The sequence below is a fragment of the Allokutzneria sp. NRRL B-24872 genome (assembly GCF_002155965.1).
Classification (GTDB): Bacteria; Actinomycetota; Actinomycetes; order Mycobacteriales; family Pseudonocardiaceae; genus Allokutzneria.
In genome coordinates this window covers 1-14,591 of record NZ_MUMH01000051.1, presented here as the reverse complement: position 1 = coordinate 14,591, position 14,591 = coordinate 1, and the positions used below count along the sequence as shown (strand labels likewise).

13 protein-coding genes are annotated in these 14,591 nt (G+C 70.0%); 4 read left to right on the top strand and 9 right to left on the bottom strand.

All coding sequences use genetic code 11. From position 1 onward, the window contains the following. Positions 1 to 64: 64 nt before the first annotated feature. Positions 65 to 1,483 (bottom strand): M20/M25/M40 family metallo-hydrolase, encoded by a 1,419-nt coding sequence (locus CCN37_RS14605; protein WP_086821312.1) that lies wholly within the window; start codon positions 1,481 to 1,483, stop codon positions 65 to 67. 129 nt (positions 1,484 to 1,612) lie between these two features. Between CCN37_RS14605 and CCN37_RS14600 the strand changes: the two genes are divergently transcribed. Together CCN37_RS14600 and CCN37_RS14595 are read left to right on the top strand one after the other, a co-directional pair. Continuing rightward, positions 1,613 to 3,223: a hypothetical protein gene (locus tag CCN37_RS14600; protein WP_086821311.1), complete on the top strand. Its 1,611-nt coding sequence runs from the start codon at positions 1,613 to 1,615 to the stop codon at positions 3,221 to 3,223. Between the two features lie 13 nt (positions 3,224 to 3,236). Beyond that, entirely contained in the window at positions 3,237 to 3,929 is a 693-nt protein-coding gene (locus CCN37_RS14595; protein ID WP_086821310.1) for a class I SAM-dependent methyltransferase, read from the top strand. A 5-nt stretch (positions 3,930 to 3,934) separates the two neighbouring features. Here the strand turns inward: CCN37_RS14595 and CCN37_RS14590 are convergent, their stop codons facing one another. From CCN37_RS14590 to CCN37_RS14580, 3 genes are all read right to left on the bottom strand, one after another. Further along, positions 3,935 to 5,488, bottom strand: a complete 1,554-nt coding sequence (locus CCN37_RS14590) for an alpha/beta fold hydrolase (RefSeq protein WP_086821309.1) — start codon at positions 5,486 to 5,488, stop codon at positions 3,935 to 3,937. Between the two features lie 176 nt (positions 5,489 to 5,664). Then, positions 5,665 to 7,323, bottom strand: a complete 1,659-nt coding sequence (gene mctP, locus CCN37_RS14585) for a monocarboxylate uptake permease MctP (RefSeq protein ID WP_210408022.1) — start codon at positions 7,321 to 7,323, stop codon at positions 5,665 to 5,667. Beyond that, the gene (locus tag CCN37_RS14580; RefSeq protein ID WP_086821308.1) at positions 7,320 to 7,613 is read right to left on the bottom strand and encodes a DUF3311 domain-containing protein; all 294 of its coding nucleotides are present in this window, start codon (positions 7,611 to 7,613) and stop codon (positions 7,320 to 7,322) included. Before CCN37_RS14580 ends, mctP begins: the two co-directional genes overlap by 4 nt. A 167-nt stretch (positions 7,614 to 7,780) precedes the next feature. On the opposite strand from CCN37_RS14580, the gene CCN37_RS14575 reads away from it, so the two are divergent. Continuing rightward, the gene (locus CCN37_RS14575; protein WP_168200672.1) at positions 7,781 to 8,665 is read left to right on the top strand and encodes a septum formation family protein; all 885 of its coding nucleotides are present in this window, start codon (positions 7,781 to 7,783) and stop codon (positions 8,663 to 8,665) included. Here the strand turns inward: CCN37_RS14575 and CCN37_RS14570 are convergent. The 3 genes from CCN37_RS14570 to CCN37_RS14560 all read right to left on the bottom strand — a co-directional run bounded on the left by CCN37_RS14570 (position 8,631) and on the right by CCN37_RS14560 (position 11,353). Continuing rightward, positions 8,631 to 9,881: a hypothetical protein gene (locus CCN37_RS14570; protein ID WP_086821306.1), complete on the bottom strand. Its 1,251-nt coding sequence runs from the start codon at positions 9,879 to 9,881 to the stop codon at positions 8,631 to 8,633. The genes CCN37_RS14575 and CCN37_RS14570 overlap by 35 nt on opposite strands. Before the next feature lie 106 nt (positions 9,882 to 9,987). Beyond that, positions 9,988 to 10,455 carry a PIN domain-containing protein gene (locus CCN37_RS14565; protein WP_256388045.1) on the bottom strand — a complete coding sequence of 156 codons (468 nt, stop codon included), beginning with the start codon at positions 10,453 to 10,455 and terminating at the stop codon, positions 9,988 to 9,990. A 19-nt stretch (positions 10,456 to 10,474) separates the two neighbouring features. Beyond that, positions 10,475 to 11,353, bottom strand: coding sequence for a hypothetical protein (locus CCN37_RS14560; RefSeq protein WP_143261605.1), 879 nt, complete (start codon positions 11,351 to 11,353; stop codon positions 10,475 to 10,477). Between the two features lie 71 nt (positions 11,354 to 11,424). Here CCN37_RS14560 and CCN37_RS14555 point away from each other — a divergent pair, with 71 nt between their 5' ends. After that, positions 11,425 to 12,681 carry an SGNH/GDSL hydrolase family protein gene (locus tag CCN37_RS14555; RefSeq protein WP_086821303.1) on the top strand — a complete coding sequence of 419 codons (1,257 nt, stop codon included), beginning with the start codon at positions 11,425 to 11,427 and terminating at the stop codon, positions 12,679 to 12,681. Here CCN37_RS14555 and CCN37_RS14550 read toward each other — a convergent pair. Both CCN37_RS14550 and CCN37_RS14545 read right to left on the bottom strand, forming a co-directional pair. Further along, positions 12,678 to 13,304, bottom strand: coding sequence for a trypsin-like serine protease (locus CCN37_RS14550; protein ID WP_168200671.1), 627 nt, complete (start codon positions 13,302 to 13,304; stop codon positions 12,678 to 12,680). The two genes, CCN37_RS14555 and CCN37_RS14550, sit on opposite strands and share 4 nt — an antisense overlap. Positions 13,305 to 13,335: 31 nt before the next feature. Beyond that, positions 13,336 to 14,591 (bottom strand): glycosyltransferase family 87 protein (locus CCN37_RS14545; protein WP_143261604.1); only part of this gene is annotated, 1,256 nt, incomplete at its 5' end.

Below are 14,591 nucleotides of genomic sequence, written 5' to 3'. Positions count from 1 at the left end.
GCACCGTTTCGCTTATTACGGCTGCATGACTATACGAGCATTCGAACTACGGTCCGTGTTTGATTCAGCGCTTTCCGTGACCATCCAGCAAATGGCCGATCGCCATGGTCACCTTGGCCGCGAAATCCAGTCGCAGCGACTCGTCCGGGACGTGCGCGTTGCTGTCCGGACCGAGCGCGCCGGTGATCACGAACTGGGCGTGCGGGTAGGCCTCCTGGAGCAGGCCCATGAACGGGATGGAGCCGCCCATGCCCAGCGCGCCCCACGGCTGGCCGAACACCTCGGAGCCCGCGCGGTCCAGTGCCTCGCTCAGCCACGGCGCCAGGTCCGGCGCGTTCCAGCCGTCGGCGTGCTCGACACGGCTGAGCTCGACCTGCGCGTCGTAGGGCACCTCGGTGGTCAGCACGCGGCGCACCGCGGCGAGCGCGGCCTCGGAGTCCGCGGTCGGCGGCAGCCGGAAGCTCAGCATCAGCGAGGTCGACGGGCGCAGCACGTTGCCCGCGTCGGCCGGGGTGGGCAGGCCGTCCGCGCCGATGACCGACAGCGTCGGCCGCCAGGTGCGGTTGAGCTCCAGCTCCAGCTCGTCACCGGAGACCGCGCGCACGCCCGGCGTGAACGGGAAGCTGCCGACGACCATGCCGGGGAGCCCGGCAACGGCGGCGGTGGCCTCCTTCACCCGCACCTCGGGGATGTCCACGTGCAGCTCGGGCAGCCGCACCCGGCCGGTCTCGGGGTCCTCGACGCGGTCGAGCAGCGCGCGCAGCACGCGGAAGGAGCTGGGCACCACACCGCTGGCGATGCCGGAGTGCTGACCGCTGTCCAGCACCTGCACGCGCACCTCCACGGCGACCATGCCGCGCAGCGAGGTGGTCAGCCACAGCCGCTCGTAGTCGGCGCCGCCGGAGTCCAGGCACACCACCAGGGAGACCTCGCCGAGGCGGGGCCGCAGGTGTTCGAGGTAGGCGGGCAGGTCGGGGCTGCCGGACTCCTCACCGGTCTCCAGCAGCACGACGCACCGGCCGTGCGCGCCACCGGCTTCGCGAACCGAGAGCACCGCGCCGAGCGCCGCGTAGGCGGAGTAGCAGTCGTCGGCCGAGCCGCGGCCGTAGAGCTTGCCGTCGCGCACGACCGGGGTCCACGGGCCGAGGCCCTCCGACCAACCACCCACCGGCGGCTGCTTGTCCAGGTGCCCGTAGAGCAGGGCGGTGCCGACCTCCTCGGCGCCCGGGGTGGCCGGGACGTCGATGAGCAGGACCGGGGTGCGGCCGTCGAGCTGGACCACGTCGACCCGCGCACCGGGCAGCTCGCGCTCCTCAGCCCACGCTCGGACGTGCTCGATGGCGGCGTCCAAGTGCCCGTTGCGCTGCCAGTCCGCGTCGAAGGACGGCGAGACGGCGGGGATGGACACCAGCTCGGAGAGGCTGGACAGGATGGGGCCGTCCCACAGGGTCTGGACGGTCGTCTTCAGGGTGTCGTGGTCCACCTTCGCATCCTGTCACGTCACGACGAAGCCGCAGGCTGAGCCGGGTTTGCTTGAGATGCAAGCAGAAACCGGAAACGCTGGGCCGGATGGCGGGTGCCGGTGCTCCGCTTTGGCTAGTCTCCCGGGGTTGTGGGGGACACCAGGACACGGGCACTCGTCAGCGCCGTCGGGATCAGCGCGACCGGGGTCAGCGCCGTCGTGCTGTTCAGCGCGAGTTGGACGGGCAACGAGGTCGTTCGCTGGCTGACGATCGGTTTGGCGCTGCTGGCGACGGGGCTCGTGTGGGTGTTCCCGAAGGCAGCCGCCGGGGTCTTCGGGACCGCGCTGCTGATCTCCGGCTACACCGTTCTGGTCCCGCACGTGCCCTCGGACCTCACCGCGCTGCTGCTGGGCACCGGCAGGCAGGAGCCGTTGCAGCTCGCGGGCTGGCTGCTGCTGATCGCGCCGATCGTCCTGCTCGTGCGGGCGCGCCCGGTTCCGGTGGTCGTGCCCTTCGCGGCGCTGGCCGCCGCACTGCTGCTGGGCTGGGGCTGGTCGGCGTTGCTGATGCGCGGCACGGACGAGAGCCGGATCAACCACACGACCACGGCCGCGAAACCGGCCACCGGGCAGACGGCGGAGTGGATTCGCACGATGCGCCCCGGCCTCTACGGCAACGGGGTCCTGGTGCCGGGGCGCGGCGTCGTCGTGGAGTTGCGCGACAGCGCCCAGAGCACTCAGCCCGACCAGGGTCTGTTCGTCGCCGAGGCGGCGAGCGGCAAGGTGCTGTGGCAGTTCGCCCTGAGCGAGAAGTACCACCTCACCCAGGTCGTGGTCGATCCCGGCGAGGGCGTGCTGTTCGCCAGGATTCGCCGCGCCGGCCTGTTCTTCGACCTGATGACCGGCGAGCTGCGGCACCGCATGGACCTGGCGGAGCTCCAGCCGGACAGCACGTTCCACCTCGTGCGGGACGCGGGTGACTCCCGGCCGCCGATCCGGATCGGCCAGGTCGCGCTGCTCAACGCCAGCCGTCCGGGGATGCGCGACGACGTGGTGTTCGTGCTGGACATCCGCACGCGCGCCTGGCGGGAGGTGCTGCGCGGGGCCAACCCGAACTGCGGCGACCACTGGGTCAGCGGCGTCGGCGGCGCGGAGAACTACTTCGTGCGCAACAACTGCACCGACGCGACCGTCCACGTGATCCGCCTCGACGGGCTCCGGGAAACGGCGATGGCCAAGTTCCCCGTGCGGCAGGACGATCGCCGCTGCAAGACCACGTGCGCACTGCTCGACGTCGTCGCACTGGACGGCGGCCTGCTGCTGCACACTTCGGACTCCGGGGAAACGGCGGCCAAGGGCGAGCAGAATCACGGGCTGATCTGGCTCCGCCGGGACGGCACCGTCGGAGATCGGGCCTCCTTCGCTCCCTTCACCAACCTGACTCCCTTGCAGGACAGGGATGGCAGCCGTTCCAGGGTGGCCGTTCCCGATACCGCCGTGCTCGACTTCCGCAGCGGGACGATGACGCGGGAGGACGTCCGGATTGCCGGGAACGTCCTCGGTGGCGCTCCGGGTGTCGTCTACCTGGACGGGCAGAAATCGTTGCGAGCACTGGATGTTCGCACTCTCGCACCGCGTGGGGCCGACGCCCCGCTCAGCTGCGCGCCCCGCTTCGCCAGCGCGACCGAGCAGCAGGTGCTGGTCAACTGCAAGTCGCCGCACGGCGGTGACATCGCGCTGGTCGTCCTGCCCGCGCGGTGAATACGATCCCGGCATGGTGAGAGCTGACCTGAACAAGGAGACGGCTCAGGTCTCCGCGATGTTCGACGAGGTGGCCGCGGGCTACGACCGCACCCGGAACCGCCTGTGGTGGGGGCGGATGGACGCGTGGGGCCGCCGGATGGCCGCGGCGGCACACGCGAAGCCCGGCACCACGATCCTGGACGTGGCCGCGGGCACCGCGACCTCCAGCGCGATCCTCGCCCGCGCCGGTGGGACCGTGATCGCCTCGGACTTCTCCCTCGGCATGCTCGACGTCGCCGGGCGCAGGCACCCCGACCTCAGCCGGGTCGCGGCCGACGCGATGGCGCTGCCCTTCGCCGACGGCTCCTTCGACGCGGTGACGATCTCCTTCGGGTTGCGCAACATCGCCGACCCGCGCGTCGCGCTGCGCGAGATGCGCCGGGTGACCAAGCCGGGCGGTCGGCTCGTCGTGTGCGAGTTCAGCATGCCGCCCGCCGCCTTGCCCCGCGCGCTGTGGCGCACCTACCTCCGGCACGCGGTTCCGTTGATGGGCAAGCGGATCAGCTCCAACCCGGAGGCCTACGTCTACCTCGCCGAGTCGATCCAGGCGTGGCCGTCCCCGCCCGCGCTCGCCGGGTGGATCGGCACCTCCGGGTGGAGCGAAGTGGCCTTCAACGGCTTGGACGGCGGTGTGGTCCACCTCCACACCGCCGTCGCGCGCTGAGGCCGCTAGAACGGCTTGTGGCCGACCTTGCCCTCAGCGATCAGCTTGCGCGCCGCGGCTTCCAGTGACTTCGTCGGCGCGAACCGGGTGTTGACGCCCGCGCCGTCCTCCGGGACCTCAGGCCTCGGCTGACCGGCGCAGACCGACCGCGACGGCGGCAGGACCCCGTCGAGCAGGTAGCGGTCGACGTGCCGGGTGACGCAGGGGTTGAACAGGTAGAGCCCGTGCTCGCCCTCGTCGGCGACGGAGACGAGGTGGTGCGACAGCCGCTCGGCGAGCGCGGGGCCGCCGTCGTAGTGGGTCTGCGCGTCGGCCTCGGCCTGCACCACCAGTCCGGCCTGATATCCCTTGCGCTGCAAGCGAACCGGCTGTTCCTTCGGCGTGAAGGAGCGGAACGTGCACGGAAACGGCGCCGCCGCAACGATCCCGCCGCCGTACGGGTACTTCTCGCGGAAGGTGCGCATGTCGTCGAGGTAGGTGCTGACGTCGGTGGGCCAGTCGGCCTCGCACAGGACGGCGTCGAAGACCCCCTGCCGGGTCGGCGTGATCCCGGCCGCGTGCAGCAGTCGCAGTGCGCGGACGGCGTCCGCTGAGCGCGCGGGCTGCTCAACGGCTTCCGAGATCCCCTTAATGATCTCCGCGAACTCCTGCCAGCCCCCTCGGAACCTCAGCGCGGCGAGGATGCGGTCGAAGAAGGTCTGGGTCATGCCGTCGATCGGCTTCACCGCCAGCCGCGCCGAGATCCGCTCCACAACCGCGATCACCTCGGCGGCGGAGCGACCGAGCCCGAAGGACTCGTTCCGCTCGCCGACCCACTCAGCCCATGCCTGCACGCTTTGCTTGGTGGCGATCGCCTGCTGCTTGAACTGGTCGCGCCAGACCCAGTCCGGGTGCACGGCGGAGTCCAGCACGCTGCGGTCCACCGCTGCCGGGAACAGCGAGCCGTAGACCGCGCCGAGGTAGGTGCCGTAGGAGAACCCTAGATAGTTGATCTTCTTCTCGCCCAGCACGGCACGGATCACGTCCATGTCCCGCGCGGTGTTCGCGGTGTTGACGTGCTTGCGCAGCTCGCCACCTGCCTTGGCGCACGCGGCTTCCACGGCCCTCGCATGGTCGACGAGCACGGTCATCTCGGCATCGGTGGGACGCGAGCGCACCTTCGGGTCGGGCACGGTGTCCTCGCAGGACAGCTCCGTCGACCGGCCGACGCCGCGCGGGTCGAAGCCGATCAGGTCGTAGGCCTTGGCGAGCGGCGTCCCCGCGAACGCCTTCGGCAGTTCCAGGCCCTCGCCTCCCGGTCCGCCCGGATTGCTCAGCAGCACGCCGCGCCGCCGCGCCGGGTCGCTCGCCCTGATCCGGCTGAGCGCGATCGAGATCCGCTCCGCGCCGGGCCGGGCGTAGTCCATCGGCACCGCGATGTCCGCGCACTCCGCCGCCGCGTGGAACGCGCACGGCTTCCACTCCGGCTGCTGCTGGTGGAACTCGCGCAACGGCTCCGGCGCCGCCTGCGCTGGTAACGCGCTCCCGGCGACGATCACCGCGCCGAGCAGGATGGCCATGCTTCGCACCTGTGTTTCCCTCCCCGCGATCCAATGTTCTGACCTGCGCATTTCTACGGATCAGCGTGAGCGGGGCGCGCCTGTCGAAGGTCGAGAGGTCGCTGGCCGAAGGTGGGTTGCGGGCATGAAGAAGGGGCGCCCTCCTGCGAGGACGCCCCTTCTGCGGAAGTGCTTCTCTAGTGCGACGCGACCGCCTTGAGGCTCGGGTCGCCCTCGTCGGCGTGGTAGTCCGCCGGGGAGGTCTCGTCGACGCCGTTGGGCTTGCGCAGCTGCCTGGCCAGGAACGTGACCAGCACGGCAACCACCAGGTTCACCACCAGCGCGACGAAGCCGACGTAGATCTGCACCTTGGAGCCCTCGAACGGCGACCAGCCGAAGAGCGTGAGCTTGTCCAGCGTCAGCGCGGAACCGCCGAAGTGCGCCTTGCCCGCCGCCGGGTTGGGGATCTGGTAGAGCAACCAGAACCCGTAGCCCATACCGGCGATCCAGCCGGTGACCAGGCCCCAGATGTGGAACCAGCGGGTGTAGAGCGCGATCGCCACGGTCGGCAGCGTCTGCAGGATGATCACGCCGCCGATGAGCTGGAGGTCGATCGAGAACTGCGGGTCGACGAACACGATGAACAGCACCGCGCCGAACTTCACCACGAGCGAGGCGAGCTTGGCCTGCTTGGCCTCCTGCTTCGGGGTGGCGTCCTTGCGCACGTACTCCTTGTAGATGTTGCGGGTCCACAGGTTCGCCGCGGCGATCGACATGATCGCGGCGGGCACCAGCGCGCCGATGCCGATGGCGGCGAAGGCGATTCCCGCGAACCAGCCGGAGAACTGCTGGTCGAAGAGCACCGGGACGATCGTGTTGGTGTCCGGGCGCCCGGTGGCCGCGTTGGTGATCGGCTTCGCGCCGGAGACGAGCGCGACGTAGCCCAGCAGCGCGAGCAGGCCGAGCAGCAGCGAGTACGCGGGCAGCGCGACCATGTTCCGCTTGATCACGTTGCGGCCCTTGGACGCCAGGATGCCGGTCAGCGAGTGCGGGTAGAGGAACAGCGCCAGCGCGGAGCCCAGCGCCAGCGTCGCGTACTGGAGCTGGTTGTTCGGCGTCAGCAGCGTCGAGCCCTTGGGCGCGCCGTTGGCGCCGGGCGCCGACAGCAGCTCGGCCGACTTGTCGAAGATCGTGGACCAGCCGCCGAGCTTGGCGGGCAGGTAGATCACCGCGACCAGGATGACGATGTAGATCAGCGTGTCCTTGACGAAGGCGATCAGCGCGGGCGCGCGCAGGCCCGCCTGGTAGGTGTAGACCGCCAGGATCAGGAAGCCGACGAACAGCGGCAGGTGTCCCATGAAGCCGCTGCCGTTGAGGCCCATCGTCCGCAGCACGGCTTCCAGGCCGACCAACTGCAACGCGATGTAGGGCATGGTCGCGACGATCCCGGTGATCGCGATGATCAGCGCGAGCGGGCGGGAGCCGTAGCGGCCCTTCACGAAGTCCGCCGGCGTGACGTAGCCGTGCACCCGGGAGACCGACCACATGCGCAGCAGCGGCAGGAAGACGATCGGGTAGAGGATCACCGTGTAGGGCAGCGCGAAGAAGCCCATCGCCCCGGCGCCGAAGATCAGCGCCGGCACGGCGACGAAGGTGTAGGCGGTGTAGAGGTCGCCGCCGACCAGGAACCAGGTGATCCACGAGCCGAACTTGCGACCGCCGAGACCCCACTCGTCCAGGTGCTCAAGCGTGTCACCGGCCTTCCACCGGGACGCCACGAAGCCCATCACGCTGACCACCAGGAACAGCACGGTGAAGACGATCAGCTCGGTCCACTGCACGTTGTCCAGGCTCATGCCTTGCCCCCCTCGTCGAGGTCGTCGACCGAGAGGTGGTCGGGCTTGTCGGTGGCGACCGGCTCGTCCTTGGTCATGACGTAGACCAGGCCGACGCAGACCACGCCGATCGGCACGAAGGCGAACTGCGACCAGTAGAAGAACGGCAACCCGAGCACGCGGGGCTCATCGAGGTTGAGCATGGGGGTGAACAGCATGGCGAGCGGGACGAGCAGCAGCAGGTTCCACGCGTTCCAGCGCAGTCCCGTCGGCCTCGTCCTGTCCGCGCCGGACGGTCGTCCTGACGCCATCGGGTCTCCTACAGGTCACGGCGGTGTGGCGATATCGGCGGATGTTAGGACGCGACGGTTCGTCACGTCACTCTTCTGGCCCCAAGCGTGACCTCCGCTCACACCACGGGACACCGCCGTGCGGCCCCCGGTACCGTTCTGGCAGGGAGAACACCTTGGGGAGGGTCATGCTCAGGCACCGGCGCAGCGGGACCGCGGTCCTCGCGCTCTCCGCGTTCGCCCTGCTCACCGGCTGCACGGCGGCCGTGAGCCCGGAACCGCTGCCCGTGACGCAGCAGCCCAGCCAGCCAGGCGAGGCGCGCCCGCAGGCCACGACCAGCGCCGCGGGAACGGGCACGGCGCTGGCCTCGCAGTGCATCGACGGCAAGCGGTTCGTGGTGGTCGACTGCGCTCAGCAGCACGAGCTGGAGGTCACCCAGCCGGAGCGGTTCCCGGCGACCATGCCCAAGGAGTACCCGGACGAGGCCGCGCTGCTGGCCGTCGCGATGCCGAAGTGCCGCGCGCACGCGCTGGCCTACGTCGGCGACCAGCTCGACGCCAGCAGGCTCCAGTCGTGGCCGGTGTGGCCGACCAAGGACGGCTGGGCCAAGGGCGAGCGCTGGCTGACCTGCGCCGCCGTCGAGCTCGGCCCCGACGACAAGCCCGTCAGCCGCACCGGCTCCGTGCGCGCGGCCATGGCTGGCGCGAACTTCTACAAGTTCCAGGTGTGCACCGCCGGTTCGCCCTCGCGCGACAACCAGCTCAAGCTCGCGCCCTGCGACCAGGCCCACCTCGGCGAGGCCGTGCCGTGGGTGCTGTCGCTGGGCAAGGCGACCGACCCCGCGCCGAGCCCGGAGCAGATGAACGCCGCGTCGGAGCCGCACTGCAAGGCCATGGCGAACCAGTACCTCGCCGCGCCGAACGGGCGGAAGGACCTCACGCTGACGTGGCGGCTGCCCGAGGTCAAGGACTGGCCGCTCGGCCACACCACCGCGGTCTGCTACCTGGAGTCGGCGAAACCGTTGACGAAGACGCTGCTCAACATCGGTGAGAACGCGCCGCTGCCGAGCTGACCGATCTCCTGGTGCGGTGCCACAGGTGCAGCACCACCAGCGCGATCACGGCCAGGAAGGCCAGCATCGCCACCGAGACCCACGGCGCCTGGCCCGGTAGCTCCGCGCGCGTGTCCGGCGGCTTCGCCACCGCGTGCACCGCCGGTGGGGGCGTCGTGGTGGTGCTCAGGGCCGTCGTCGGCGCGAACTCCACCTCGCAGTGCACGCGCAGCCGCGTTTCGGCCACCGTGCGGTCGTTGCCGTGCTTGACCTGCACCAGGCCCATCGTGCCGTCCGTCAACGGCACCGGCACGCGCTCCGCTCCGCCCGGCCCCAGCAGCCCCGCGCGCACCACCTGGCCGTCCACCAGCACCCGGTAGCGCGCCGTCGCCGTGCCCGTCGCGTTGCCGATCTCCACGCTCGTCGTCGGCCCGTCCGCGCAGTTCACCTGCCCGATCCGCGCGGTCGGCATCGGCCTCGTCGTGCTCAGGTCCGAGCCCGTGACCTGGTACTTCCACGGCCCGCCGGTGAGCGCTCCCGGCCTCAGCCGGACGAACGGCACGTACTTCGTCGTGGGCTCGCCCGGTAGGACTCCGGTGAAGGTGTACGGCAGCTGGCCCTGCGGCTCGTAGTCCTCGACCACCTGCCCCGCGCCGTCCACCGCGTCCACCCGCGCCGAGTACGTGTTGTCCTGCCTGATCTGCACCGTGAAGCGCAGCGTCGCGATGTCCTCCGCAGGCTCCTCCTGGCCCGGCCCGTCCAGCGGGTCCGCGCAGTGCGCCCCCTCCTCGAAGACGAACCTGCCGTTGCGGTTGAACTGGTTGTTCGCGCAGAACTCGCTGCTCGCGCCGTTGACGTAGCGGGTGAACACCACCGGGTCCCCGTCGTGGTCCGGCGTCGCGAGCGGGGTGCGGTGGTCCACCGCCTCGCCTTCGAGGACCCGCAGGAACCCCACCGCCGTCGACTCCGGCGCTCCGTCGTAGAAGGTCGCCCCCCGGTCCGCCGCCACCGTCGTCGTGAAGGTCGCCGCCGCGTCCGGAGCGCTCTGCGCCAGCTCCGCCGGGCTCACCGCCAGGCCCGGGTCGTAGCCGAAGTGCGGGGGTTGGGTCCGCTGGTCGAACAGCGTCGCCGGGCCGGAGTGCGTGCCGTTGTAGCTCGGCACCGGCGCCGCGAGCGCCGTCGGGCACGCCGAGGCCGCGGCGAGGAGCACCGCGAGCAACAAGGGGCGAATGCGCATCCGAGGTCCAGGTCCAGCGGGTGGGGGACCTGCGGAAGCTAACCCGGATCGGCGCCGTTCACCTGCGGAGATCCGCATCGGCACCCATCGGGGTTACCCGAGCCCCTCAGCCGACCCCGGAATCACCGAAGAGCGACACCTGGCCTTGGACGTAGGGCTCGCGGACTGTCAGCCCGTCCAAGCTCCCGCCGACCTTGAGAAGACCGTGATCCCAGGTGAAGAGCGTTGAGCACTTCCACATTGCCGCGACCGCCAGCACGCACGCGTCGGCGCCTTTGAGGTTGAACTGGGTCGCCAGTCCAGCAGCCCGCTTCGCGACCCGTTCGGTGATGTCCGCGATGAGGAAATCACTGCTGCGCACCCATTCATGCGCCAGCGCGATGCGCTCACTTCTCGCTAGCTGTCCGCCATCGTCACCACGCACGGCGCCAGAACCGGTCACCTCTGCGAGCACGAGAGCGGGCAGCACCACGCGGTACCGCTTGTCATGCGCGCGAAGGGTGTGAACCGAGGACTCTCGACGATGCTGGTCGAGCGACACGAGCATCTCTACGATCACGCAGCTGTCGACCACCGCGAGGGGGAGCTGCGACCTAGCAATCACGCTGCCGCCTCACCCATTCAACGGAGTCCAGACCATCGGTCCACTCCGCCCCGAACAAACCCACCACGTCATCCAGCGCGACCTGTGCCTTCGGCGTCGCGGTCACCTCAAGACCCTCGAGCACAATCGACTCGATCTCGTCATAAACATTTCGAGTTACTTCGCCCCAGATTTCAACTTCACCATCGAGCGCGCTTCTCACCTTGCTCGCGAGACCTATAGAGAAATAGACGGCAACAATCTTCAAAGTCCCTGCCTGGCTCAGCGCCGCAGTGCGCTGGCGGCCGTTGTAGCGGTACAGCTCACCTCGAACAGATCCCAGCGAAGTGCGGGTGGAGCCGATGCTCCGCTTGGCGTTTGCCGCAACGATGTCGTCGATGTCGGACAGCGCACCGGCAATGCGCAGTCCAACGGCTTCGACCCCACCGCGCTTGCCGGTCCGGTGGAGATCGAGGAGGGCCGCGACCGAGTCGACGGACCAGCCCGACGGAATCTCGGCGGCAGTGGCAATGGTGGCGAGCCCTTCACGCAGAGCGTCGACGCGTCGCTGGTCCGTCTGGATGCTGGCGACAGCGCTCCCGATCGCCAGGTGGCTGATCGCGGTCGACGCCGGCTGGTCTCCGGTCACGCCGCGAACCATCTTGTCGAGCGCGAGGATGGCCTCGCCAACAGCACGAGGATCGATACGACCGTGCGGGCCTGCAAGTTCCACAGAGATCTCGTCGGGACGCAAGCCGACCTCCCTCTGCTCATTGTCCGCATCGCGCTCGAACGTTCTCCCGATTTTACCGCCCCAGACAAGCACAACACCAAACACGCGGCTGGCGTTTGCCACTGGCGCAAGCCGGGGGGACAGCAAATCGGACATGACCTGGTGCGAGTACCCCTGATCGGCGAAGGTGGGTTTCCTCCGCCGCACGAGCGCAAAGGACGGTCCGCATGTCGATCAAGGGTCAACGGGTGGGGGTGGCCGCCGCCGCGGTCGCCGCGCTGGTGCTGTGCACGACGGTGTCCTCCACGGCGGGGGAAGCGCCCGTCGACGCCGCCGTGCCGGTGAAGAGCGCGCTCGGCGGATGGGTGGGCACGTGGCAGACGGCTCCGGCGGCGGGCGTGGACAACACGCCGAACGGCTATCCGAACCACTCGATCCGCAACGTCGTGCACACCAGCGTCGGCGGTGACGCGGCGCGGGTGCGGCTGTCCAACGCCTTCGGCAAGGCGCCGTTACCGCTGACCGCGACGGTGGCGGTGGCGGAGAGCGGGAAGGGCCCGAAGGCGGTCGCGGGCACGATGCGCGAGCTGACCTTCGGCGGCTCGAAGACGATCACCGTCCCGCCGGGCGCGGAGGTCGTCAGCGATCCCGTGCGGCTGGCGGTGCCCGCGGACGGAGACCTGCTGATCACCACGTTCACGCCGAGCCCGTCGGGGCCGGTGACCTACCACCCGGCCGCGCTCCAGACGTCGTTCTTCACGCGCGCGGGCGACAAGGCCGCCGAGGAGTCAGGCGCTTCGTTCACCGAGAAGACCTCGGTGTGGCACTACGTCGCCGGGGTCGACGTGCTCGCCCCGCAGGTGCGCGGAGCGGTCGTGGCGCTGGGCGACTCGATCACCGACGGGGTCGGCGGGACCGCGAGCACGAACAGCCGCTGGCCGGACTTCCTCGCCGACCGCCTGCTCGCCAGGCCGAAGCCGTTGCAGCTCGGCGTGCTGAACTCCGGTATCAGCGCGAACCGCGTCCTGCTCGACGGCGGCAACCCCAGTGCCGGGGTGAACGCGCTGGCCCGCCTGGACCGCGACGTCCTCACCAGCACCGGGGTGCGCACGGTGATCATGTTGGAGGGGATCAACGACATCCAGCAGACCCCGAACCAGACCGACGCCGCCCAGATCGTCGCCGGGATGCGCCAGGTCGTGCAGCAGGCGCACGCGCGCGGCATCCGGGTGCTCGGCGGCACGCTCACGCCGTTCAAGGGCTGGCGGAGCTACACCGAGACGCTGGAGGCGACCCGCGCCAAGGTCAACGAACTCATCCGCTCCGGCACGGTCTTCGACGGTGTCATCGACTTCGACAAGGCCGTCCGCGATCCGCAGGACCCGCAGAAGATCCGCGCGGAGTACGACTCCGGCGACCGCCTGCACCCCGGCGACGCGGGCTTCAAGGCCATGGCCGCCGCCGTCGACCTCGCCCTGCTCTAACCCGTGTGCTGGGAGATCCAGGCGCGGTGTGCGCTGAGGTCGGCGTAGCTCGCGCCCGGGTCCTCGCAGTCGGTGCTGCCGGAGACCGAACCGGAGCGGCTGAGCGGGCCGAGCAGCCTCCAGCGGCCGTCGATCTTCGCGATCTGCGGGCTGCCGGAGTCGCCGAAGCACGTCGTCCCGCCGGGCTCCTGCGACCGGATGCGCAGCTCGTGCGGGTCGGCGGTGATGCGCGCGCACTCCTTCGGCGAAGCCACCGAGGTGTCGAGCTGCTTCAACTCCCTCGACGGGTTGACGCAGTTCACCTCGGTGTCCTTCGCGCACGTCCTGCCCCATCCGATGGAGCGGGCGGGCGCGCCGATCGGCGGAGTGCTCGATGCGATCGGAATCGGCTGCACGGCAACGGGTTCAGCCCGCTCGACCAGTGCGATGCCGGTGCGCTCGTTCGGGCCGGGACGGCCGTAGTCCGGGTGCTGGAGCACTCGCTTCAGGCCGACGACCTCGCCGCCGTCGTTGCGGGCGGAGCCGACCCGAGCGGTCGCGCGGTCGAGCGGTAGGCGCTCGCCGAACGACTCGACGCAGTGCGCCGCGGTCAGCACCCAGGTCGGCGCGGACTTCTTCCGCACGCACAGCTCCCTGTTGGGGGTGGACAGTGCGTCAATCCTGTTCGCGCGCGGGGCCCCTGTCTGTCGGGGCAGCACCGGGATCGACAGGGGTTCCAGCAGGTGTCCCGACGAGAAGGCCCTCCTCGACCGGAGCGGGCTTTCGCTTGCGCCGCAACACGAATCGGTCTTCGGCGTGGTCGAGCACCCCGCCGGTCGGATCGTCCTGCCCCGCGTAGCGGACCTTGTCGCGCTCCGGCCGGTAGATGTCCCGGACCACCAGCACGCACAGCAGCACCACCAGGGCGTCGCGCACGAGCACGGTGCCGAGGAACCAGTCCGCTGGCAGGCCCTTGTTGGACACGCCGAGGTAGAAGTACATGCGCGGCACCCAGACCAGCGCGTCCACGGCCATCCACGCGAGCAGCAGCCGCCACCTGGGCAGCGCGAGCACGGCGAGCGGCACGAGCCACAGCGAGTACTGCGGGCTCCACACCTTGTTGGTCAGCAGGAACGCCGCGACCACGAGGAACATCAACTGCGCCACGCGCGGCCGGGCCGGGGCGGACAGCGCCATCCACCCGATCCCCAGGCAGCACACCGCGAACACCACTCCGGTGAAGGTGTTCAGGATGACCGGCGCCTCGCCGTGCAGCAGCGGACCGTCGAAGCCGAGCCAGCCGGTGAAGTACTGCAACGCGTTGTAGATCGTGTCGGGGTCGACACCGCGCTCGGAGTTGAGCCGGAAGAACTCCCACCAGCCCTTGGGGTACAGCAACATGATCGGCACGTTCACCGCGCTCCACGCGGCCACGGTCGCGCCGGTCATGCGCAGCCACGCGCCCATCTTCCCGCTGCGCAAGCACAGCACGAGCAACGGCCCGAGTATGAACAGCGGGTAGAGCTTCGCCGCCGCGCCGAGCCCGATCAGCGCACCCGCCAGCACAGGTTTCTTGCGCGCCCACGCGAGCATGCCGACAGCGGCGAACGCCGTCGCGAGCGTGTCGAAGTTGGTGAACGCGTGCACCACGACGAGCAGCGACAGCGCGGCGATCGCGGCGTCCCACGGTCTCCTGCCCGCGAGCAGCACGGTCGCCCAGATCGTGACCAGCCAGGCCAGTGCGAGCCACAGCGCGGTGAAGTTGAAGTAGACGACCACGGGCATCGTCTTCGGCAGCCAACCGTTGTCCGCCAACGCCGTCCAGCCCGCGGTGAGCTTGGCGTTGACCCACTGGAAGAGCCCGGTCAGCACCGGGTACTCCATGTAGCGCACCTGCTCGTTGGGCTGCCCCTCGTTCTCCACCCACGAGG

Bases quoted from the DNA above. Each gene is read 5' to 3' on its own strand.
- CCN37_RS14590 (WP_086821309.1), bottom strand. From the start codon at position 5,488: ATGGCCATCCTGCTCGGCGCGGTGATCGTCGCCGGGAGCGCGTTACCA.
- mctP (WP_210408022.1), bottom strand. From the start codon at position 7,323: ATGAGCCTGGACAACGTGCAGTGGACCGAGCTGATCGTCTTCACCGTG.
- CCN37_RS14575 (WP_168200672.1), top strand. From the start codon at position 7,781: ATGCTCAGGCACCGGCGCAGCGGGACCGCGGTCCTCGCGCTCTCCGCG.
- CCN37_RS14595 (WP_086821310.1), top strand. From the start codon at position 3,237: ATGGTGAGAGCTGACCTGAACAAGGAGACGGCTCAGGTCTCCGCGATG.
- CCN37_RS14580 (WP_086821308.1), bottom strand. From the start codon at position 7,613: ATGGCGTCAGGACGACCGTCCGGCGCGGACAGGACGAGGCCGACGGGA.
- CCN37_RS14570 (WP_086821306.1), bottom strand. From the start codon at position 9,881: ATGCGCATTCGCCCCTTGTTGCTCGCGGTGCTCCTCGCCGCGGCCTCG.
- CCN37_RS14555 (WP_086821303.1), top strand. From the start codon at position 11,425: ATGTCGATCAAGGGTCAACGGGTGGGGGTGGCCGCCGCCGCGGTCGCC.
- CCN37_RS14560 (WP_143261605.1), bottom strand. From the start codon at position 11,353: ATGTCCGATTTGCTGTCCCCCCGGCTTGCGCCAGTGGCAAACGCCAGC.